20 protein-coding genes are annotated in these 20,125 nt (G+C 56.4%); 10 read left to right on the forward strand and 10 right to left on the reverse strand.

Going from position 1 to position 20,125, the window contains the following annotated elements:
* The first annotated feature begins 24 nt into the window (after positions 1-24).
* The 4 genes from B3K78_RS11415 to B3K78_RS11430 all read left to right on the forward strand — a co-directional run bounded on the left by B3K78_RS11415 (position 25) and on the right by B3K78_RS11430 (position 5,436).
* Positions 25-1,371, forward strand: coding sequence for a UDP-glucose dehydrogenase family protein (locus B3K78_RS11415; protein WP_286695564.1), 1,347 nt, complete (start codon positions 25-27; stop codon positions 1,369-1,371).
* Between the two features lie 222 nt (positions 1,372-1,593).
* A complete protein-coding gene (locus B3K78_RS11420; RefSeq protein WP_286695565.1) occupies positions 1,594-3,006 on the forward strand; it encodes a mannose-1-phosphate guanylyltransferase/mannose-6-phosphate isomerase in 1,413 nt (470 codons plus the stop codon).
* Positions 3,007-3,237: 231 nt separating this feature from the next.
* Positions 3,238-4,251 carry a UDP-glucose 4-epimerase GalE gene (galE, locus tag B3K78_RS11425; RefSeq protein WP_286695566.1) on the forward strand — a complete coding sequence of 338 codons (1,014 nt, stop codon included), beginning with the start codon at positions 3,238-3,240 and terminating at the stop codon, positions 4,249-4,251.
* A 189-nt stretch (positions 4,252-4,440) separates the two neighbouring features.
* Positions 4,441-5,436, forward strand: a complete 996-nt coding sequence (locus B3K78_RS11430) for a LysR family transcriptional regulator (protein ID WP_286695567.1) — start codon at positions 4,441-4,443, stop codon at positions 5,434-5,436.
* 7 nt (positions 5,437-5,443) lie between these two features.
* On the opposite strand, the gene B3K78_RS11435 is transcribed toward B3K78_RS11430, so the two are convergent.
* The gene (locus B3K78_RS11435; protein WP_286695568.1) at positions 5,444-6,463 is read right to left on the reverse strand and encodes a lipid A deacylase LpxR family protein; all 1,020 of its coding nucleotides are present in this window, start codon (positions 6,461-6,463) and stop codon (positions 5,444-5,446) included.
* 474 nt (positions 6,464-6,937) lie between these two features.
* Positions 6,938-7,795, reverse strand: coding sequence for an AraC family transcriptional regulator (locus tag B3K78_RS11440; RefSeq protein WP_286695569.1), 858 nt, complete (start codon positions 7,793-7,795; stop codon positions 6,938-6,940).
* A 112-nt stretch (positions 7,796-7,907) separates the two neighbouring features.
* Here B3K78_RS11440 and B3K78_RS11445 point away from each other — a divergent pair, with 112 nt between their 5' ends.
* The 5 genes from B3K78_RS11445 to B3K78_RS11465 all read left to right on the forward strand — a co-directional run bounded on the left by B3K78_RS11445 (position 7,908) and on the right by B3K78_RS11465 (position 10,867).
* Complete coding sequence (locus B3K78_RS11445) at positions 7,908-8,378, forward strand: YHS domain-containing (seleno)protein (RefSeq protein WP_286695570.1); 471 nt, start codon at positions 7,908-7,910, stop codon at positions 8,376-8,378.
* Between the two features lie 81 nt (positions 8,379-8,459).
* Entirely contained in the window at positions 8,460-8,738 is a 279-nt protein-coding gene (gene bufA1 / locus B3K78_RS11450; RefSeq protein ID WP_027875178.1) for a BufA1 family periplasmic bufferin-type metallophore, read from the forward strand.
* 4 nt (positions 8,739-8,742) lie between these two features.
* Positions 8,743-9,624: an MbnB/TglH/ChrH family RiPP precursor modification enzyme gene (locus B3K78_RS11455; protein ID WP_286695571.1), complete on the forward strand. Its 882-nt coding sequence runs from the start codon at positions 8,743-8,745 to the stop codon at positions 9,622-9,624.
* Positions 9,614-10,405 (forward strand): HvfC/BufC N-terminal domain-containing protein, encoded by a 792-nt coding sequence (locus B3K78_RS11460; RefSeq protein WP_286695572.1) that lies wholly within the window; start codon positions 9,614-9,616, stop codon positions 10,403-10,405. Before B3K78_RS11455 ends, B3K78_RS11460 begins: the two co-directional genes overlap by 11 nt.
* A gap of 12 nt (positions 10,406-10,417) precedes the next feature.
* Complete coding sequence (locus tag B3K78_RS11465) at positions 10,418-10,867, forward strand: DoxX family protein (protein ID WP_286695573.1); 450 nt, start codon at positions 10,418-10,420, stop codon at positions 10,865-10,867.
* A 105-nt stretch (positions 10,868-10,972) separates the two neighbouring features.
* Here the strand turns inward: B3K78_RS11465 and B3K78_RS11470 are convergent, their stop codons facing one another.
* The 4 genes from B3K78_RS11470 to ftsY all read right to left on the reverse strand — a co-directional run bounded on the left by B3K78_RS11470 (position 10,973) and on the right by ftsY (position 14,808).
* Positions 10,973-11,665, reverse strand: coding sequence for an RIO1 family regulatory kinase/ATPase domain-containing protein (locus tag B3K78_RS11470; RefSeq protein WP_286695574.1), 693 nt, complete (start codon positions 11,663-11,665; stop codon positions 10,973-10,975).
* Positions 11,666-11,976: 311 nt separating this feature from the next.
* A complete protein-coding gene (ftsX, locus tag B3K78_RS11475; RefSeq protein ID WP_286695575.1) occupies positions 11,977-13,029 on the reverse strand; it encodes a permease-like cell division protein FtsX in 1,053 nt (350 codons plus the stop codon).
* Positions 13,022-13,693: a cell division ATP-binding protein FtsE gene (gene ftsE, locus B3K78_RS11480; protein ID WP_027875171.1), complete on the reverse strand. Its 672-nt coding sequence runs from the start codon at positions 13,691-13,693 to the stop codon at positions 13,022-13,024. The genes ftsX and ftsE overlap by 8 nt, the downstream gene beginning before the upstream one ends.
* Positions 13,690-14,808: a signal recognition particle-docking protein FtsY gene (gene ftsY / locus B3K78_RS11485; RefSeq protein WP_286695576.1), complete on the reverse strand. Its 1,119-nt coding sequence runs from the start codon at positions 14,806-14,808 to the stop codon at positions 13,690-13,692. The genes ftsE and ftsY overlap by 4 nt, the downstream gene beginning before the upstream one ends.
* Before the next feature lie 112 nt (positions 14,809-14,920).
* Between ftsY and rsmD the strand changes: the two genes are divergently transcribed.
* Positions 14,921-15,520: a 16S rRNA (guanine(966)-N(2))-methyltransferase RsmD gene (rsmD, locus tag B3K78_RS11490; protein ID WP_286695577.1), complete on the forward strand. Its 600-nt coding sequence runs from the start codon at positions 14,921-14,923 to the stop codon at positions 15,518-15,520.
* 175 nt (positions 15,521-15,695) lie between these two features.
* Here rsmD and hslU read toward each other — a convergent pair whose 3' ends face one another.
* The 4 genes from hslU to argS form a co-directional block, all read right to left on the reverse strand.
* The gene (hslU, locus tag B3K78_RS11495) at positions 15,696-17,015 is read right to left on the reverse strand and encodes an ATP-dependent protease ATPase subunit HslU (protein WP_286695578.1); all 1,320 of its coding nucleotides are present in this window, start codon (positions 17,013-17,015) and stop codon (positions 15,696-15,698) included.
* Positions 17,016-17,060: 45 nt separating this feature from the next.
* Positions 17,061-17,600, reverse strand: a complete 540-nt coding sequence (hslV, locus tag B3K78_RS11500) for an ATP-dependent protease subunit HslV (RefSeq protein WP_027875167.1) — start codon at positions 17,598-17,600, stop codon at positions 17,061-17,063.
* Positions 17,601-17,709: 109 nt separating this feature from the next.
* Complete coding sequence (locus B3K78_RS11505; protein WP_286695579.1) at positions 17,710-18,318, reverse strand: SPOR domain-containing protein; 609 nt, start codon at positions 18,316-18,318, stop codon at positions 17,710-17,712.
* 2 nt (positions 18,319-18,320) lie between these two features.
* Entirely contained in the window at positions 18,321-20,078 is a 1,758-nt protein-coding gene (gene argS, locus B3K78_RS11510) for an arginine--tRNA ligase (protein ID WP_286695580.1), read from the reverse strand.
* Between the last annotated feature and the right edge of the window lie 47 nt (positions 20,079-20,125).

A 20,125-nucleotide genomic window follows, 5' to 3' on the forward strand; every position in this document is an offset into this window, starting at 1 on the left:
AAGGCCTTACTGGTTGGACTATATATGAAAGTAACAGTTTTTGGCATTGGTTATGTGGGCTTAGTACAAGCTGCGGTCTTGGCCGGCGTTGGTCACAATGTTGTATGTGTGGATGTGAATGCCGAACGGGTGGAAAATCTCAAAAAAGGCATTATCCCGATTTATGAGCCGGGTTTAACACCATTGGTGCAGGCTAATGTTGAGGCGGGGCGCTTGCAGTTTACGACTGACGCTGAGCTGGGCGTTAAGCATGGCCGTATTCAATTTATTGCGGTGGGTACGCCGCCTGATGAAGATGGTTCTGCAGATCTCCAGTATGTATTGGCCGTTGCTAAGACTATTGCTACCCACATGGAAGAGCACCGTATTATCGTGGACAAGTCTACGGTACCTGTCGGTACGGCAGACAAGGTGAGCGAGTGTGTCGCCTCGGTGCTGGCAGAGCGTGGCGTTGCTATTCCTTTTGACGTGGTGTCTAACCCAGAGTTTTTGAAAGAGGGTGCAGCAGTAGCCGATTGTCAAAAGCCGGACCGTATTATCGTAGGCACTGACAGCTCCGCCGTTGAAGAGAAGATGCGTGAGTTGTATGCGCCGTTTAACCGCAATCATGAAAAGTTGATTGTGATGGATGTGCGTTCGGCGGAGCTGACTAAGTACGCAGCCAACTGCATGTTGGCAACTAAAATCAGTTTTATGAACGAGATTGCGAACCTTGCTGAGCGCCTGGGTGCCGATGTGGAGAAGGTTCGCCAGGGCATTGGTTCTGACCCCCGTATTGGTTATTCCTTCATTTATCCCGGCTGCGGCTATGGGGGATCGTGCTTCCCTAAGGATGTTCAGGCGTTGGTGCGCACCGCTGAAAAGGTGGGTTACATGCCGGAGTTGCTGCGTTCTGTTGAGGCGGTGAATAAGCGGCAGAAATGTAAATTGTTTGAGAACTTGTCTCAGCACTTCAATGGCGATTTACAAGGCAAGAAAATTGCCCTGTGGGGACTTTCTTTCAAGCCGAATACAGACGATATGCGCGACGCGCCGAGCCGTGTGTTAATGGAAGCGGTATGGGCAGCGGGCGGGAGTGTTCAGGCCTATGATCCGGAGGCGATGAATGAAACTCAGCGTATTTACGGGCACCGAGCAGATTTGACCTTGATGGGTACCAAGGAGGCAGCTCTAAATGGCGCAGATGCATTGGTTGTGTGTACGGAGTGGAACGTGTTTAAGGCGCCGGACTTTGAGCTAGTGAAGTCATCGTTGACCCACCCCGTTATTGTGGATGGTCGCAACCAATATGAGCCAGAGCTTGTTGAGGGCTATGGCTTGGCGTATTACGGCATCGGTCGTGGGCGCAGTGTGAGGGTTGTTGAAGGGTAGGTAGACTTTATTGGGCCCCTATCGCGGTTAACAGTGTGCCCCGCGACCGCAGGAAGTGCAGTGGGTAAACCGCTCCTACACGGGTAGGTGTCGCGGTCAGGTCCGCTACGCAGAACGTTCCCTACGGTCACGGCGCAAGCTGTCCTACGGGTCGAAGCAGGCGTTGTTAGCTAGCGTTAAAATTTTGAAATTACATTCTTATACAGGACGAGAGGAAGCTCGATGTACGCAGTAATTATGGCTGGTGGTAGCGGTAGCCGTTTATGGCCAGCTAGTCGGGGGCTGTATCCGAAGCAGTTTCTTTCGATTGCTGGCGAGCAAACCATGTTGCAGGAAACGCTGGCTCGGTTAGACGGTGTGGAGGTTTCCGGTAGCACGGTGATCTGTAATGAGGAGCACCGCTTTATCGTTGCTCAGCAAGCCCAGGATGCGGGACGTGCATTGTCGTCGATTATATTGGAGCCGGTAGGGCGTAACACTGCCCCGGCCATCGCCTTGGCGGCGTTTGATCTGCTTGCGCGCAACGAGGGGCAGTCACCATTAATGTTGGTGATGGCGGCAGACCATTTGATTCAAGATGTGCCCGCGTTTCATCAGGCGGTCGCTGAGGCGGCAAAGCAGGCTGAGGGTGGTGCTTTAGTTACGTTTGGTATTGTGCCTGAAAGTGCGCATACCGGTTACGGTTATATTCGCCGTGGTGATGAGCAGGGCGGTGCCTATTCGGTAGCGCAGTTTGTAGAAAAACCGGATGCAGAGACTGCGCAATCCTACCTGGATGATGGCGCATACTACTGGAATAGCGGCATGTTCATGTTTGCCGCGGATACGTATTTAGCAGAGTTAAAGGCCCATCGGCCCGATATTTATGCTGCCTGTGAGGCCGCATTTGCCGAGCGTAGCCAAGATGCTGATTTTCTACGTGTGGGTAAGGATGCCTTTACTGCCTGCCCGGATGATTCGGTTGACTACGCGGTAATGGAAAAAACGACCAAGGCGGTTGTCGTACCGCTGTCGGCGGGTTGGAGCGATGTAGGTGCGTGGTCGTCGCTGTGGGAAGTGAGTGAGGGTGACGGCGACGATAACGTCGTGCATGGCGATGTGCTGACCCACAATACTAACGGTAGCTATATTCGTGCGGAGAGTCGCCTGGTGGCCACTGTCGGCTTGAAAGATGTGGTTGTGGTGGAAAGCAATGACGCAGTCCTGGTGGCAGATAAACACCAAGTACAGGATGTGAAAAAAATTGTTGAGCAATTAAAGGCGGAGGGGCGCAACGAGATTTTGCATCACCGCCATGTTCATCGGCCTTGGGGCGTTTACGATTCCATTGATAATGGCGAGCGCTATCAGGTTAAGCGTATTACCGTGAATCCTGGCGCGAAGTTATCGGTGCAAATGCACCACCACCGCGCTGAGCATTGGATTGTTGTGTCGGGTACTGCAAAAGTGACCAATGGCGATAAAGAAATCATGTTGACGGAAAATCAGTCGACCTATATTCCTGTTGGTGTTGTTCATGCATTGGAGAACCCCGGTGTGATCCCGCTGGAGCTGATTGAAGTGCAGTCGGGCTCTTATCTGGGTGAAGATGATATTGTGCGTTTTGAAGACCGCTATGGTCGTGTGCCAAAATAGTAGCACTTAAAGCCCTTCAAGAAGCCCGAGCTGCGCGCGTAGTTTGGGCTTTTTTGTGTTTGGTGCGGAGATGATTTTGTAGGAGCGACTTACCCAAAGTAGGAGCCCGCCTGAGGGCGACCCGAGCGAGCGGTAGGGTTGAGGATTGGTCGCGGTTAAAACCGCTCCTACAGGTCGCGGGGCGTGCGATGTTTGGCCGATGGCAATTATAGAAATACGGAGTTGTAAGGTATGGCGACGATTTTGGTAACAGGCGGTGCGGGCTATATCGGCAGCCATACTGTTGTTGAGTTGTTGGAGCAAGGCCACAGCGTGGTTGTGCTGGATAACTTGGTAAACAGCAATGCCGAGGTGTTGAATCGCATCGAGAAGATCACCGGTAAATCACCGGTATTTGTTCAGGGCGACGTGCGTGACGCGGGCGCGCTGTCGGCGTTGTTTGCAGAGCATGCGATCGACGCGGTGATTCATTTCGCGGGGTTAAAAGCGGTGGGCGAGAGTGTTGATCAGCCGCTGAGGTACTACGACAACAACGTGAATGGCACCTTGGTGTTGTGCCAGGCGATGGCAAATGCCGGGGTGTTCAAGTTAGTGTTCAGTTCATCCGCTACGGTGTATGGCCCCGACGCGCCGGTGCCGTACGTGGAAACCATGCCGCTGGGGCAGCCCTCCAGCCCATACGGCGCGTCGAAAGCGATGGTGGAGCGTGTGTTAGCTGACCTGTGCATTGCTGATGCACGTTGGTCAGTGGCAGCGCTGCGTTACTTCAACCCCATTGGTGCCCATAAGTCGGGGTTAATTGGTGAGGACCCTCTGGGCGTTCCCAATAATTTGATGCCATTTATCGCCCGTGTTGCCGTAGGTAAATTGCCAGAGTTAGCAATTTTTGGTGATGATTACGACACCCCGGATGGGACCTGTATTCGCGACTATTTACATGTAGTGGATTTGGCCGACGGTCACTGCCGCGCGCTGCAGGCATTGGAAGAAACGGGTTTACATGCGATCAACCTGGGTACGGGCAACGGGGTGTCGGTACTGGAGATGGTGAATGCATTTACTGCGGTGACTGGTCAGAGCGTGCCTTACAAATTTGCGCCGCGCCGCAGTGGTGACCTGCCCGCTTTCTGGGCAAATGCCGATAAAGCCAAAAGCCTATTGGGGTGGTCAGCTGAGAGTAGCCTTGAGAAGATGATGGAAGACACCTGGCGCTGGCAGAGCAATAACCCAGACGGATATCGGTAGATAGAGTGGGTTAGGGGATGGTCGCGGTCAGGCCCGCTACCCAAAACATTCCCTGCGGTCATGGGGCACGCTGTCCTACGGGTCACGGCGTCGTGTTTTTGTAGGAGCCCGCCTGAGGGCGACCTGAGCGAACGGTAGGGGTTGTGGATTGGTCGCGGTCAGGCCCGCTCCTACAAGAGACGCACGTTTTTGAAAAATGGTTTACTGTTGGCGGGTGTTGCCGCTAATGGGAACGGGGTGATGAAGAACCAGGAACTCAATTTATTGCATATTTTCAATGCGATTATGGTTGAGCGGTCGATCACGCGTGCTGCCGAGCGCTTGGGTATGACGCAGCCCGCGGTGTCAAATGCGGTGTCGCGGATGCGGTCGGTGTGGAACGACCCGCTGTTTGTGAAGAAAGGGCGGGCGATTGCGCCAACGGCCTTTGCACTAAGTTTGTGGAATCAGGTGCGTGGGCCAATTGATGAGTTGGCTGCGGCAGTGGATGTGCAAGCGTTTGAGGCGGCAAGTTCTACTCGCACCTTTCGGGTTGCGGTTACCGATTTAATTCTGGAAATGGTGTGGCAGCCACTGGTTTGTGCATTGCAGCGCAACGCGCCGGGCATTAATTTACATGCGGTGTCGTTTTCACCCAGCACCGCGGTGGAGCAACTGCGCGAAGCCAGCGTAGATTTATTGGTTGGAATTATCGACGAGCAAGACCACAGCCTGCGTAGCCACTCGTTATTTTCCACCGGCTATGTGTTGGCAATGCGCAGTGGTCACCCTCTGGCTGAGACAGAAATTGCGCTTGAGCAATTTCTGCGCGCTCGCCATTTACTGGCAACGATGTCAGGTGATGCGCATGGTGTGGTGGACGACGCGCTGAGCGTGTTGGGGGAGGAGCGCCGCATTGCCGTTACCGTCAATCATTTTTCGGCGGTGCCTGAATTACTGCGGCATTCTGATTTGATTGCGGCAATTCCTGAGGTGATCACCAGCGACTGTGCGTTCCGCGAGGGTATTACCATCGCTGAATTACCGCTGAGTGTTCCTGAGACTGCTATCCATCTTGCCTGGCACCGCCGCCATGATCGCGACGAGGGCATTGCGTGGATGCGCCAGCAAATTGAAAGTATCGCCACAGCGTGTTGGCAGCAGGCAATGGCGGCGCGAGGGCGCGACTGTTCCCAGCACGGCTAGCGCTCCTTCACAGCGTTCGGCTCAACACCAGGCCGCCCCAACTTAGTAGCCGGTCTCCCTTTCCGCCTTGTATTTCCGAACTTTGCACCCGCGCCACATAACTGAGTGTGTAGTGACGGCTCAATGCAAAGGTGTAGCCCAGCCAGGCCTCGGCCAATAGATAGCGCACATCTTCGTGGCTGATGGTATGGCGACTTTGGCGGAACTGGCCTTGCAGAAACGCGTTGTAGGCGCGTGCCTTTAGGGAGACCCCCGCCCAGAAATAGTGTTCGCGGCTCTGCCCGCCACCTGTATCGGTGGCGTGCTCACCGTAGTGGGCTAGCTCCGGGTTAAAGCGATTGCTGGGCGAGGAGATCAGTCCGTCGCGAAAGGAAAGCGCGATACCCGCCTCGGTAAGATAGCCGAGCGACGAATAATAACTGAGCTTTAGTTTTGTGCGCTGGCTGTTGAGGCTGGTGTAGTCGTGATAAGCCAGCGAGTAACGCGCTGTTAATTCGCCGCCGTCAGAGATTTGGTGCCGCCAACCGTCGGCCCGCTTGCTGCCAACCAGCCGGTGCACGGTGTTTTGTGAGGCTTTGAAAACATCGAGGCCCAGTGCGCCCACGGTGAGAGAGCTCGTCCAGCCATTAAGACTGTTCGCCGCTTGATAGGCGCGGCTGGCCGATAGGTAAATCAGACTGGAGTAGGGGCGGTCGTTGGGAATGATGTGCGCGTTGTCGATCTCTTCCGGGGTAAAGCCGTAGAAGCCAAATTCTAGCGCCGTGTGGTTTTGTTTGGCGTTAAGAATTGCGCTGCCACCGGCAAGTTTGTCAGCGGCGGCTAAAGCGCGGTCGAGGGCGGGTAGTTGAGCGATATTGCTGTCATCGAAAATTTTCACGGCAATGCCCGCCGTGTAGTCTCGGTCGGTTTGCCTGGGGGCGAATAAGTCATTGTCGAGTGACACGGCGATGCTTTTTTCGGCAAAGCTAATTGGTGTGTAGATGAGTAGGATCAGCGCACTGGCTAAAATAATAAGTGGTGTTTTCATGGCTCCGCTCAGCATCGGTAATGGGTCGATGAGCGGAGTTTCGTGCAGCGAATTGCTAATTAATAATAACTAGCGAGCATGGTTTTTATCACAATTTGTGATGTATAGACTTAGGGATAAGTAATGAATAAAGCGCGTAGTAAAAACGACGAATGGCCAATTATTCGCAACATTTTGTGAATACCATTCGCTACATTGGCGGTAAAACTGCCTAGCTTATTCTAGGGCACCTCTGACTAATTCGATGATAACTCAGGCTTTGCCTTATTTCGTTTGGCAAGGCGCGCTCATGCAGTAGGTTGCCTTTCAAGTGGGCGCAACGCCGTCAGGCGAAATAAGGCAAAGCCCCGAAGGGCGGGTCTCTGGCGCACTCTGGTCGTCGTTGCAACACTCGTCAAGGAGAACCACCCTTGACCTTCGCGCTGCGCCTCGCCAGTGCACGCCAGAGACTCCGCTGAGCCATTACCGAATTAGTCAGAGGTGCCCTAGGTTTTTTGAGTGATTACTGGACGCAATAAGGTGTAGTTTTTTCCATTCTCGTGGCGTGATGCCGGTATTTTTTTTGAACGCGCGTGAGAAGCCAGAGGCATCGTCATAGCCGACGTTATGACAAATGACAGACATGGGTTTGTCTTTTAGGATGAGCTTTTTGGCGGCGGTAATACGTGCGTGTTGCACAAACTCACCGGGCGATGCGGAGAGTAGCGACTTAAAATGCTGAATGAACGAGGAGCGAGACATGTCGGCGATGTTGGCTAAGTGCTCTACGGATAAATCACCATTTAGCTGCTCGCCGATATAACTGAGCACGCGGTTTAAATGTGGGTCGGCCAGTGCCGCAAGCATACCCTTGGATGACTCCCCCTCAGAAATAATATGGCGCAGCACGGCAACAAAGATCACTTCCATCAGCCGGTTCATTACTGCCAGGCTACCTTCCTGCTGGGCATCGGCCTCGGCGAATAACACCTCAATAAACGTATCGAGCCCGCGCACAGATGCCAGCGGAAGGGTGACCAGTGCTGGCAAAGCATCGACAACCGGGCTGCTATTTACGGTTTGAAAGCGCACCGAGGCGCAGACCAGTTCCGCGCCATTGTTCTCCTGTCCCACGAGTTGGTGGCGATGACTACGGGTGGAAAAAATCATCGAGGGTTCGTCAATGCTGAGCCTTTGTTTGTCGCTGCCGATGACTTCCATCGTTCCTGAGCGCAGCACGTGGATATGGCCAACATCTTTCTCTTCAAAGTTGGTCAGGCCGCATAGCTGGCCAGTGAAGAACACGCCTGCACTCACGTTGAGGTGGTCCAGTAAATACGACAGCCTGTCCATGCGTGTACTCCGTATGAATTGCACAAAAGTTTGAACGATCTACCCATTAACACCGGCGGGCCGAGCGTAATGTATTCATCGTAGTCATCCATTAACGAACAGGAACAATCTTATGTCTACCATGAAGAAATTAAACACCTTATTGGCCGTGGCAACTTTCGGTGCGTCCTTATCAAGCTTTGCTGCAGACATTGATATGAACGCCGATGCGAATGATGTGGCCATTAAGGGCTATGACCCTGTGGCCTACTTTACCGTAGCGCAACCTAAAAAGGGATCGCCGCGCTATTCCGCAACTTACAAGAATGCCATCTATCACTTTGTGAGTGAGGGCAACCGCAATATGTTTCGCGACAACCCCGCTGCGTATGCGCCGCAGTACGGCGGCTTCTGTGCCTTTGGTGTATCGGTGGAAAAGAAGCTCGATACCGATCCGACGGCGTGGAAAATTGTTGATAACAAGCTCTACCTCAACCTGAACAAAGACGTTCAAAAGCGCTGGTTGACCGATGCGCCGGGTTATATCGACACAGCCAACGATGTATGGCGTGACATTCAAAATGTGGCGGCTTCTGAATTGTAATTTCGCGGCGGTGTTACTGCGCCGCACTTGAAAGGCTGTACTGCCCCGACAGCGGGGCATTAACCAAAAGAGGTAAATGCAATGAACCAGAAATTGATGATAGGCGCTGCTTTGGCTGTGGCACTGTCTGGGGCGGTGGTGAGTCCGGCCGCCTATGCCGGTGGCAAGGAAAAGTGTTACGGCATATCGCCAGTGGGCGGCAATGACTGCGGCAATATTGCGGGCACCCATTCCTGCGCGGGGCAGTCCAAGGTGGCGAACGACCCCGGCGAATGGAAGCTGGTTGCTAAAGGCACTTGCGAAAGTTTGGGTGGCTTCGACAAAGCTACTGCCAAGAAAATCGTCGCGCAACAGGGCTAGGGCGATGCAGGTTCATCAGGGTGCCAGGGCTGTGGGCATCGGGCTGCGTCCCGAGCATTTCCTTCACGCGGTGAAGACGGGTGTGTCGGTGGATTTTGTCGAGGTGCATTCCGAAAACTTTTTTGCCGCCGGAGGAATGCTCAAGGAGTTGTTGGTCGAGCTTTCGCAACATGTTGCGGTGAGTTTGCACGGCACATCCGCTGGTGTGGGCTCAGTATTGGCGATCCCTGATGATTACCTGGCAAAGCTGAAGGCATTGGTGGACGCTACCAACCCGGTGTTGGTGTCGGACCACCTCTGCTTTGCCTGGGGCGAAGTGAATGGCCGGTTGGTGCACGGCGGGGATCTTCTTCCCATTCCCTATACCCGCGAGAGTCTGCGACATGCTATCGCCAATATAGACCGGCTGCAGCAAGCCTTGGGGCGGCAGGTGGCGATCGAGAATGTCTGTGCCTATCTCAATGTGGGCGCGGGTGAATTTAGCGAGGCGGAATTTTTGAATGAACTGGTTGCAGGCACGGGCTGTGGGCTGATCCTAGACGTGAATAATGTGATGGTCAACGCCCGAAATGCCGCTGAAGACGGTGTCGGCGCCGCTGTGCAGCGCTACCTCGCCGACTTGGATCATGGGGCGGTGGTAGAGATTCACCTGGCCGGCGCGACCGAGGTGGGCCCTACGGAGACGCTTATCGACGATCATGCCTGCCCGGTTTCCGAGCTTGGTTGGCAGTGTTATCGACAAACGCTGCAAGGCATTGGCCCGCGCCCTACCTTGTTGGAATGGGATAACAATCTGCCGAGCCTGGAGCGATTGGTGGCCGAAGCGGATCAAGCGCGGGCGCTGATGCAGGGCATTCATGCCGAGGGGCGGGTCGATGTTGGCTGAGACGCAAAGCCGTGTTCTGGCGGCGATCTATGGCGAGACAGTGTCCGATAGCGGCGATCTACCAAGTGCGCCGTTGGCCTTCACCTCGTCAAATAACGACGCTGGCTTAGCGCTTTATCGCCAGGGCGTGGAAGCGAGGGCAGAGCGAGCACTGGCAAGCCGTTACCCCACGGTAAAGCGATTGCTGGGCGAGCAGACTTTTGCGGCGCTGGCTGTGCAGTATTTGCGTGCAGCGGCGAATCGCGGTGGCGACTGGTCTGCGTTTGGTGAGTGCCTGGCAGATTGGTTGGTGGGCCACAGTTTGCAGCGACAGGTTCACTACTTGGTCGATGTGGCGCAGCTAGATAACGCTGTGATGAAGGTGGCGGAGTCGGCGCTTGCGCTGGCCAATGCCGACAGCTTTGCGCGGCTGGCACAGGAAGCTGAGACAAGCCGTTTGGTATTGAATACTGCGCTGGCTATTTTTGTCTCGCGCTATCCCGTCTCGCATATCTGGCACGCCCACAAGCACCCGAATCCACAAGAGACTGTCGCCTTCGGCCGCGCCAAGGTCATGCTGTCGCATGGGCAGGGACAAGCGGTACTGGTTACTCGCTCGGGCTGGCAGGTGCGGGTGGAAGAGATCTCTCAACAGCAGCTGCTTTTGCTCAAAGCCATCCAGCGCGGCGATAGCGTGGCGGGCTTGTTTGCGCAAAGCGCATGGCCGGAGGCAGAGCTGCTTGCATGGCTACAAACAATGGTCGCTAGCGGCGCCGTCGTCGGTGCTGAGGGCGTCAACTAACAGGAGAAGACAATGAAGACACTAGTCGTAACATCAGCAATGTTAGAACAACGAGTGCGGGGCTGGGTACAGCACCTTTCGCCGCTACTGTTACTCGCGGCGCGGCTGTATTTGGCGTCGGTATTTTTTAAGTCGGGATTAACCAAAATTGATGACTGGGAAACCACGCTGTTTCTGTTTGAAGAGGAATACAGCGTGCCCTTGCTCAGTGCCGGCGTGGCGGCATTCCTTGCGACCGCTGGCGAGCTGGTGCTGCCGGTGATGTTAGTGCTCGGGCTGTATTCGCTAACGGCCGCGGCTGGGATTTTTATTATCAATTTTGTCGCGGTTATCAGCCTGGAGGCGATCGCGCCAGCGGCCGAGTTGTATCACCTTGTGTGGGGTTTGCTTGCCGCCTACATCGTAGTGCATGGCGCGGGGGCAATCTCCGTTGATCGTTTAATTGCTAAGTGGTCGAAATAGCCGCTTAAGCCTTTCCCCTCTACCTCCCTGCTTGGCGTATGTGGTTTCCCCCTTTTCCATACGCCTTTTTTCTTTTTTGCTGATTGCGAATATGCCGTCGTTGTATCAACGACCTGCAACGCCGAACTTGCGCAAAATGAGGCGCTTCAGGGCCTTCTTTAAACGTTTGGGCGTGTAAATGTTTTTACGGTAGTGACGCAGAAAGTACTCCTGATGCGCGCTTGGCATGGTCTCGCGGCTGAATTTGTACCACAGCTTAAGAATGCCGAGGGTGTCTTTTCTCATCATCCAGCAGCGGATCACGGCAGGTAAGCGTGAGGTATTGAGGGCAGATCCAAAGTCGATAATTAAAGGCTGTTGCGACGGCGAAACCAAAATATTTCCGGCATTGCCGAGGTCCAGGTGGACCAGTTGATGCTGATGCATCTGACGACTTGCAGCGATTAACGCCCGGAAAAATTCCGCCGGTAGCGGAGTATGGCGCGGCCAGCTTTTTAACGGCGTGCCGCGGAGGTAGGAGTAACTCAAGGTTAAGCTTGCCGAGTTAAGGCGCGGCGAGCTTGGGGTAAAAGAAAAGTGGTCCATTTGCTTTAGCATGGAAAACTCGTGCGTGGCGAGCAAGCGGAAATAGGCATTCGCGGCAGCCCCAGGCATTGGGTAGCGCTTGTACACTCGCGGAGCGCCATCGCCCGAGGTAGCCACGCGAATACGCGGCTTGTACCAACCGGGTGGTGTGGCTTTTTTTGGGGCTGGCGTGGCGGGGGTGTGGGTTAGCGACGAGCAATTTCGTTGGGTCATGGTAAATCCTCCTGTCGAGCAGAAGGGTAAACAGCCCTGAACTACGCGCTGTGCAGAACGTTTTTATTACTGGTCTGATAGTTGTGAAGGGCGTTTGTGGTCAGGCCCGCCAGCCAAAACGCCCATACTCTCGCGCAGGTTCTGTGCCCAAAACGCTGATGGCGATGAGCGCTGTTGGAGCCCTTATCGCGGTTAAAACCGCTACCCAAAGCACTCCCTGTGGTCGCGGGGCACGCTGTCCTACAAAGGCGGCGGTACGCTGTTCTCCAGGTGGTGCAGGTTTGTCGCGTTCAGGCCCGCTTTCTAATCATTTATTTGGGTTCGATGGCGCGGAGTTCTCGGCCAACGACGAGGAGTGCGCCGAGTAGACCAAGGCCGGCAGCGCTGGCCCACATTATCAGGCTATCGAGCACACCGAGGCCGAGTAGGCTGAAGCTGCTGTTGTAGAGCCCGGCGAGTTCTTTGACCGGGCCGCTTAGCCAGAGCAGGCTGGAAGCGAGTAGCAACCAGGCGAGCAGTCCGCCGAACAGGCCGTACCAGAAGCCCATGTAAAGAAAGGGGCGGCGGACGAAGGCGTTGGTGCCGCCGACCAGTTTCACAACCAGAATTTCGTCGCGGCGGTTTTCGATGGCCAGTTTGATGGTGTTGCCCACGATAAGCAGCACGCCTGCCGCGAGCATGGCGGCGAGGGCCAGGGTGAGGCGGCGGCTGATATCGGTAATGCGGTTCAGGCGTTGCAGCCACTCCATGTCCAGCTTGACCAGGTCGGCCTGCGGCAGTGCGTTTAGCTGGTCGCGCAGGGCTTCTATTTTTTCAGGGCTGCTGTTTTCTGCGGTGGGGCTCAGTACCAGAACGCCAGGCAGGGGGTTGCTGTCCAGCTGGTCGAGCACGTCGCCAAAGCCGCTGCGGCGACGGAATTCCTCCAATGCCTCACTGGGTGAGATGTATTCGGCGCTGGCAATGTCTTTACGGTCGGCGAGTTGCTGGCGCAGTTTTTGCGCGTCTTGATCGCTGACGCTGAATTTTAAAAACACCGACAATCGCGCGGCGCCATCCCAGCCTTGGCTGACGGCTTCAACGTTGTTCAGGCCGACATATAAACCGGCGGGCAGCACCATGGCGATGGCGATCACCAGTGTGGTCATTAATGTGGCGAGGGGGCGTTTTAACAGGCGCCGCAGGCTTTCGCCGGCCACCTGGCGGTGGTGGCTGCGGTAACTTTGCCACTGGTCACTGAAGCGGGTGCGGTGGGTTTTGGCACCGCTCAATTCGCGCCGTGAAGGCTTAGCCGGGGTTTGCAGTTGGCCGAGGCGGCGCTTGGGCAGTTTACTGGCGCCGCTGCCCTTTTGTTTGGATTTACTCATGGCTGCCCCCGGCGCTAACCAGTTGGCCTTGGCGCAGGCTGAGCAATTTGTAGGGCATACGTGCAATGAGCGAGAGGTCGTGAGTGGCGATGAGCACGGTCACGCCCACCTGATTGAATTGTTCAAACAGGTGCATGATTTCTGCGGACAGTTGCGGGTCCAGGTTGCCGGTGGGTTCGTCGGCCAGCAGCAGTTTGGGTTTGTTCACCACGGCGCGGGCGATGCCTACGCGCTGCTGTTCGCCACCAGACAGGGTGATGGGGTTCTGCCGTTCTTTGTCGAGCAGGCCAACTTTGTCGAGGGCTGCGCGCACCCGTCGGCCGATATCGCGATGGCCGTAGCCGGCAATGACCAGTGGCAGGGCGACGTTGTCAAAGACGCTGCGATCAAACAGCAGCTGGTGGTTTTGAAACACCACGCCCACCTTGCGGCGCAATTCAGGGATGTGGCGCGCCGGTAGCTTGGAAACATTGCGCCCGTCGACCAGCACCTGGCCACTGTTGGCGCGCTCCATCACCATAATGAGTTTGAGCAGGGTACTTTTACCGGCGCCGCTGTGGCCGGTTAAAAAACGCATATCGCCATGGGGCATGTGGAAGCTGAGGTTGTTCAGCGCCTGATGCCCGCCGGGGTAGCGTTTGCAGACCTGCTCGAATTGGATCATTGCTTGCGTTGCCAGCCAAACAGGGCGCCGACAAATTCATCGGCGCGGAATGGGCGCAGGTCGAGAATGCCTTCGCCAACACCAATAAAGCGAATGGGCAGGCCGAGCTGCTTGGATATGGCGAATACAATACCGCCTTTTGCGGTGCCATCAAGCTTGGTGAGTGTTAAGCCGGTCACACCTACCGCTTCCTGGAAGTGTTTGGCTTGCGACAGGGCGTTTTGGCCGGTGCCGGCATCGAGTACCAGCATCACTTCGTGGGGGGCATCGGGGTCGAGTTTCTTGAGTACCCGCACCACCTTTTTCAGCTCTTCCATAAGGTTGTCTTTGTTGTGCAGGCGACCCGCGGTGTCGGCGATCAGCACATCGACATCGCGCGATTTAGCCGCTTGCAGGGCATCGAAGAGTACCGAGGCACTGTCGGCGCCGGTGTGCTGGGCGATTACCGGCACATTATTGCGCTCGCCCCACACTTGCAGTTGTTCAACGGCGGCGGCGCGGAAGGTATCGCCAGCGGCGAGCATGACCGAGCGGCCACCGGCCTGGAATTGCTTAGCTAATTTGCCAATGGTGGTGGTCTTGCCCACGCCGTTTACGCCTACCATCAAAATGACATAGGGGCCGGTTTTGTCGGGAATAACCAGCTCTTGTTCGGCAGGCTCCAGTAGCACCCGCAGCTCTTCTTGCAGGGCAACATACAAGGCCTCGGGGTTATCCAGTTCCTTGCGCGACATACGGCGAGTGAGATTGTCGATAATCTCGGTGGTGGCATCCACGCCAACGTCGGCCATCAGTAGATGGGTTTCAATTTCGTCGAGAAGCTCGTCGTCGATCTCTTTGCGGCCAAGGAAGAGATTGGCCATGCCCTCGCCGAGTTGGGCGCCGGTTTTGCTCAGGCCTTCCTTGAATTTAACCAGCAGCGATGCCTGCTCTTCGGGCGACAGTTCAATGTGTTGCCAGGGCGCGATTTCTTCGTCGGCGATAAAACCTTCTGCCGCCGCCAGGTCTTCCTCAGAGCCGACAAAGGACTCTTTAAAGCGGGTGAAAAAGCTTTTCTTCTTGGGCTCTTGGGCGTTTTCCGCTTCAGTAACGGCTGACTTCTCGGTATCGGTCATGGGGCTCTGGTTGCAGGGTCTGGTTTACAGGGAAAAGAAAAGCCGTATCCTACCACTTCTCGGCCGTCACTGAGTAATGTCGTGGCGCGGTTTTATACTTCAGGATCCCCTTATGGCCCCTCGTTCCAAACGTGATCGCTCGGCACAGGTGACGCCACGCCAAGGTGCTGCGGGTGTGGTGCGCATTATTGGCGGCCAGTGGCGCAGTCGGAAGCTGCACTTTACCAGCGCTGAGGGCCTGCGTCCGAGCAGTGACCGCATACGTGAAACGGTGTTTAACTGGCTGGCTCCCTACGTTGCCGGCGCGCGTTGCCTGGACTTGTTTGCCGGCTCGGGTGCACTGGGTTTGGAGGCCTTGTCGCGGGGGGCTGCGCACTGCCACTTTGTCGAGAAAGACCGTGCCACCGCGCAGCAAATTCGCCAACATTTACAGACGCTGGCTTGTCGCGATGCCGACGTGGCCGCTACCAGCGCTGAACAGTTTTTAACCGGCGCTGAGCGCGGTTGGCATATCGTGTTTCTCGACCCCCCTTTTAATAAAGACTTGCTGATGCCAGCAATCGATGCGCTGGAAGACCGCCTGGACGAGGGTGCCCTGGTCTATGTGGAAACCGCCAAAGGCGAGCCCGTGACGGTGCCGTCAAGCTGGCGGGTGGTAAAGCATAAAACCGCGGGCCAGGTTGAATATCGCTTGTATGAGGTGGAGGCGTAGCGGGGTTTTTCGTGTGAGTGACAGGCATCGCGCGAGGTTTGTAGCGGTCAGGCCCGCTCCTACCGTTGTTCCTCGCGGTAACAAGGCAGATGTCCTGCAGGCGTTATCAATGATTAAAGAGCATGCGGGTTCGCAGATTAGAGAGGAGCACGCCATGTGGCGTGCTCCGTTTGGCTTACAGAATAAACTGGCTTAGGTCTTCGTCTTTGGCCAGTTCGCCAAGTTGTTGATTGACGTAGTCAGCGTCGATGTTCAGCGGCTCCGCCCGGTCGCCGGCGCTAAACGAAACGTCTTCCAGTAAGCGTTCCATCACGGTGTGCAGACGACGCGCGCCAATGTTCTCAGTGCGCTCATTCACTTCCCATGCGGTTTCGGCGATGCGGCGGATGCCGTCTTGGCTGAAGCTCACATGCAGGCCCTCGGTGGCGAGCAGGGCTTGGTATTGCTCAGTCAGAGAGGCGCGGGGTTCGGTGAGGATACGCTCAAAGTCGTCGGGGGTGAGGGCTTCGAGTTCCACGCGAATAGGCAGACGACCCTGCAATTCGGGAATGAGGTCTGAGGGCTTGCTCAGGTGGAAGGCGCCGGAGGCGACGAACAGAATGTGGTCGCTGCGGATCATGCCGTGTTTGGTGCTGACGGTGCAGCCCTCGATCAGTGGCAGCAGGTCGCGCTGCACACCTTCGCGGCTCACATCGGCGCCGCCGGACTCCTGGCGTTTGGCAACTTTGTCGATTTCGTCGATAAAGACAATGCCGTTTTGCTCCGCTGCTTCGATCGCGCGGGTCTTCAGCTCTTCTTCGTTGATGAGCTTGGCGGCTTCTTCGTCTTGAATTTGTTTATAGGCGGCCTTCACGGTGAGGCGGCGGGTCTTTTTGCGGTCACCGCCCATTTTGGAAAACATGCCCTGCAATTGGCTGGTCATTTCTTCCATGCCGGGGGGCGCCATAATCTCTACCCCGACCGGCGCGCTGCTGACTTCGACATCGATTTCTTTGTCGTCGAGTTCGCCTTCGCGCAATTTTTTACGGAAGATTTGCCGGGTGCTGCTGTTGCGCTCTTCCTCACTTTGCTCGCCGCGAGCGGGTGGCAGCAGGGCGTCCAGGATGCGCTCTTCAGTGGCGTCCTGAGCGCGGTGGGCCACTTGCTCCATGGCTTGTTCGCGGTGCAACTTCAGGGATACGTCGACCAGGTCGCGAATAATGGACTCAACGTCGCGGCCGACATAACCCACTTCGGTAAACTTGGTGGCTTCCACCTTGATAAACGGGGCATTGGCCAGTTTGGCCAGGCGGCGGGCAATTTCAGTTTTACCGACGCCGGTTGGGCCGATCATTAGAATATTTTTTGGCGTGATTTCAGCGCGGAGGTCTTCCGCCAATTGCATGCGGCGCCAGCGGTTGCGCAGCGCGATGGCAACGGCGCGCTTGGCATCGTGTTGACCGACAATGTGCTTGTCCAGCTCGTGGACGATTTCACGGGGTGTCATTTGTGACATGGTGGCTCCAGTCGCCCGCATCGGCGAGCGTGTCAGGTGTTCGGATCAGTAATCGAGGACTTCGATGCGGCGGTTGTGGTTGGTGTAGATGCAGATATCGCCGGCGATGTTCAGGCCTTTTTCTACAATGTCTTGGGCGCCGAGTTCGGTGTTGTCCATCAGTGCGCGGGCGGCGGCGGTGGCGAAGGAGCCGCCACTGCCAATGGCGATCATATTGTCTTCTGGCTCAATCACGTCGCCGTTACCACTAATCACCAGCGTGGTTTCTTTGTCGGCCACAATCAGCAGGGCTTCGAGTTGGCGCAACGAGCGCTCGCTGCGCCAGGCTTTGGCCAGCTCCACAGCCGCCTTAACGAGTTTGCCCTGGTGCTTTTCGAGCTGGGCTTCAAATAATTCGAACAGGGTGAAGGCATCGGCGGTGCCGCCAGCGAATCCCGCCAGCACTTGGTCTTTGTACAGGCGCCGTACCTTGCGGGCATTGCCCTTCATTACGGTGTTGCCCATGGTAACTTGGCCGTCGCCGCCAACAACCACTTGATTGCCTCGGCGAACAGAAAGAATAGTGGTGCCGCGAAACTGTTCCACGCGGGACTCCTTTTAGATATGTGAACAGGCGCGCCGCCCCATGTGGAGCGGCTCGAGAAAATAGTTATGGGGGCGGCGCTGCAATTTTCAAGGCAGCGCGGGGATCGTTTTACGGGGTGGTCTTCTGGCGAATGACCAGGGTGTCGATGGCTTCGCCGATCAGTTTGGCGCGGGCACTGGCGAGGGTGTTGTGGGTCTGGAACGGGCCGACGTAAACCCGGTGCCAGAGGTCGCCATTGGCCTGCACGGACTCCACCTTGGCGTCGAGCCCCAGCAGTAAAATTTGCGCGCGACGACGGTCGGCGTCGTCATTGCTGCGAAAAGAACCCGCCTGAAGAATGTAGCGCTCGCCAGTCTGAAAGGTTTTCTCGTTGGGGCGCGGCGGTTTTTCGTTCGCGGTGGTGACTTTGCTCTCGCGCTTTGGTGCAGGGGTTTCGTCGGGAACGATCACCTCGCGCTCGGGCAGCACCGTGAAGAAGTCGAACTTGGTGGTGTTTTCCGGCTTGCTGGTTTCTGCTTGTTTGCTCGCTTTTGGCTTGGCCGCCTGAGCGGTGGCCGCTGCACCGGCAGTATCGCGCTCGCCAATGGCATTGAAAACCAGCACCGTGCTGAGAATACCGGCGATAAAGCCCGTGCCCAGCAAAATGGAGGCAGGCATGCCCTTGTTGGCCGCCTTGCTGCGGGTGGCCCCGCGTGTTGGGCGCTTCTTCGCAGCCATGCTTACATTTCCTCGGGGGCAGAAACCCCAAGTAGGCCCAGGCCGTTGCGCAGTACTTGTTGTACAGCGACTGACAGCGCCAGCCGCGCATCGCGCAGGGCGGTGTCTTCGCCGAGCATTTTGTGGGCGTTGTAGTAGCTGTGGAAGTCACCGGCCAATTCGCGCAAGTAGTGGGCGAGGCTGTGCGGCTCGAATTGTTCCGCCGCGCTGGACAGCACCTCGGGGTAGCGTGCCAGCTTCACCAACAGGGCTTTTTCCACGTCTTTGTCGAGCAGCGATAGCTGGGCAAGGCCCGCTTCCTGCGTCCACTGCTGGCCCTCTTGCTCCAGCTTGCGCAGGATGCTGGCCACGCGAGCGTGGGCGTATTGAATGTAGTAAACCGGGTTGTCTTTGCTTTCTGACTTGGCCAGCTCCAGGTCGAAGTCGGTGGCCTGATCGGCTTTGCGCATAATGTAAAAGAAGCGCGCGGCGTCATTGCCGACATCTTCACGCAATTCACGCAGGGTCACGAAAGAGCCGGAGCGGGTAGACATTTGCACCTGCTGGTCGCCGCGAAACAGCGAGACAAACTGCACCAGTCTTACCACCAATCGCTCTGGGTCGATATCCAGTGCTTGCAGCGCTGCCTTCACGCGGGCGATATAGCCGTGGTGGTCGGCGCCCCAAATGTTGATCACGCGATCAAAGCCGCGCTCAAACTTGTTCAGGTGGTAGGCGATGTCGGAGGCGAAGTAGGTGGTCTGGCCGTTGTCGCGTTTTACCACGCGGTCTTTGTCGTCGCCAAAGCGGGTGGACAAAAACCACAGGGCGCCGTCGCGCTCTTCGATGTAGCCGTTGTCTTGCAGGCGGGCGATGGCGCGGCTGACTTGGTCGGGGTCGGCAGTCAGGCTGCGCTCGGAAAACCACTCCTGATAGTGCACACCGAATTCGCCGAGGTCTTCGCGAATATCGCCCAATATGGCGTCCAGGCCTTTGTCGAAGACAACGCGGTAGTCGTCGCCGAGCAGGGTTTTGGCGCGATTGATCAGGTCGTCAATATGCTTTTCTTTATCGCCGCCTGCGGGTTCATCGGCGCAAACGCCGTCAAAAACGTCCGCTGCGCTGCGCATTAACTGGTCGCCGTGGCTGGCGTGCAGCTCGCGGCCGTAGTCGGCAATGTAATCACCTTGGTAGCCATTGCTGGGGAAGGTGAGGGTTTCACCGCAGGCTTGCAGGTAGCGCAGCCATACGCTGGTGCCGAGGATGTCCATCTGGCGGCCGGCATCGTTCACGTAGTATTCGCGCTGCACGTCGTAGCCTGCGGCAGCGAGCATGTCGGCAACACTGGCGCCATAGGCGGCGCCGCGACCGTGGCCAACGTGCAGTGGCCCGGTGGGGTTGGCGGACACAAATTCTACCTGGATGCGCTGGTTTTTCGCGTCGCCGCGACCGAATTGCTCGCCCTTGGCAAAGATGTCTTTGATCACGCGGAAGTTGGCGGCTTCATTCATAAAGAAGTTGATAAAGCCGGGGCCGGCGATTTCCACTTTTACCACGTCGTCGCTGGCGGGCAGGGCGTCGACAATTTGCTGGGCAATGGCGCGGGGGTTACTGCGCAGTGGTTTGGCCAGCATCATTGCGACGTTGCAGGCGAGGTCGCCATGGGCCTTGTCTTTGCAGCGCTCGAGTTGAATTGACGGCTGAAGATCTTCGGGCCATTCGGCAGTGCTGCGCAGGGTTGTGAGCGCCTGATCAATCAACGTGGCGACGATATCTTTCATGTCGAATTCGAACTCTCTTGAATATGGGGAATTTTGGGGCCGCGTAT

The organism is Spongiibacter sp. UBA1325 (assembly GCF_002306875.1).
Taxonomy (GTDB): domain Bacteria; phylum Pseudomonadota; class Gammaproteobacteria; order Pseudomonadales; family Spongiibacteraceae; genus Spongiibacter; species Spongiibacter marinus.

Excerpts from the sequence above, each read along its gene's own strand:
- B3K78_RS11415 (WP_286695564.1), top strand. The coding sequence starts at position 25 with ATGAAAGTAACAGTTTTTGGCATTGGTTATGTGGGCTTAGTACAAGCT.
- B3K78_RS11420 (WP_286695565.1), top strand. The coding sequence starts at position 1,594 with ATGTACGCAGTAATTATGGCTGGTGGTAGCGGTAGCCGTTTATGGCCA.
- galE (WP_286695566.1), top strand. The coding sequence starts at position 3,238 with ATGGCGACGATTTTGGTAACAGGCGGTGCGGGCTATATCGGCAGCCAT.
- B3K78_RS11435 (WP_286695568.1), bottom strand. The coding sequence starts at position 6,463 with ATGAAAACACCACTTATTATTTTAGCCAGTGCGCTGATCCTACTCATC.
- B3K78_RS11440 (WP_286695569.1), bottom strand. The coding sequence starts at position 7,795 with ATGGACAGGCTGTCGTATTTACTGGACCACCTCAACGTGAGTGCAGGC.
- B3K78_RS11445 (WP_286695570.1), top strand. The coding sequence starts at position 7,908 with ATGTCTACCATGAAGAAATTAAACACCTTATTGGCCGTGGCAACTTTC.
- bufA1 (WP_027875178.1), top strand. The coding sequence starts at position 8,460 with ATGAACCAGAAATTGATGATAGGCGCTGCTTTGGCTGTGGCACTGTCT.
- B3K78_RS11455 (WP_286695571.1), top strand. The coding sequence starts at position 8,743 with ATGCAGGTTCATCAGGGTGCCAGGGCTGTGGGCATCGGGCTGCGTCCC.
- B3K78_RS11460 (WP_286695572.1), top strand. The coding sequence starts at position 9,614 with ATGTTGGCTGAGACGCAAAGCCGTGTTCTGGCGGCGATCTATGGCGAG.
- B3K78_RS11465 (WP_286695573.1), top strand. The coding sequence starts at position 10,418 with ATGAAGACACTAGTCGTAACATCAGCAATGTTAGAACAACGAGTGCGG.
- B3K78_RS11470 (WP_286695574.1), bottom strand. The coding sequence starts at position 11,665 with ATGACCCAACGAAATTGCTCGTCGCTAACCCACACCCCCGCCACGCCA.
- ftsX (WP_286695575.1), bottom strand. The coding sequence starts at position 13,029 with ATGAGTAAATCCAAACAAAAGGGCAGCGGCGCCAGTAAACTGCCCAAG.
- ftsE (WP_027875171.1), bottom strand. The coding sequence starts at position 13,693 with ATGATCCAATTCGAGCAGGTCTGCAAACGCTACCCCGGCGGGCATCAG.
- ftsY (WP_286695576.1), bottom strand. The coding sequence starts at position 14,808 with ATGACCGATACCGAGAAGTCAGCCGTTACTGAAGCGGAAAACGCCCAA.
- rsmD (WP_286695577.1), top strand. The coding sequence starts at position 14,921 with ATGGCCCCTCGTTCCAAACGTGATCGCTCGGCACAGGTGACGCCACGC.
- hslU (WP_286695578.1), bottom strand. The coding sequence starts at position 17,015 with ATGTCACAAATGACACCCCGTGAAATCGTCCACGAGCTGGACAAGCAC.
- B3K78_RS11505 (WP_286695579.1), bottom strand. The coding sequence starts at position 18,318 with ATGGCTGCGAAGAAGCGCCCAACACGCGGGGCCACCCGCAGCAAGGCG.
- argS (WP_286695580.1), bottom strand. The coding sequence starts at position 20,078 with ATGAAAGATATCGTCGCCACGTTGATTGATCAGGCGCTCACAACCCTG.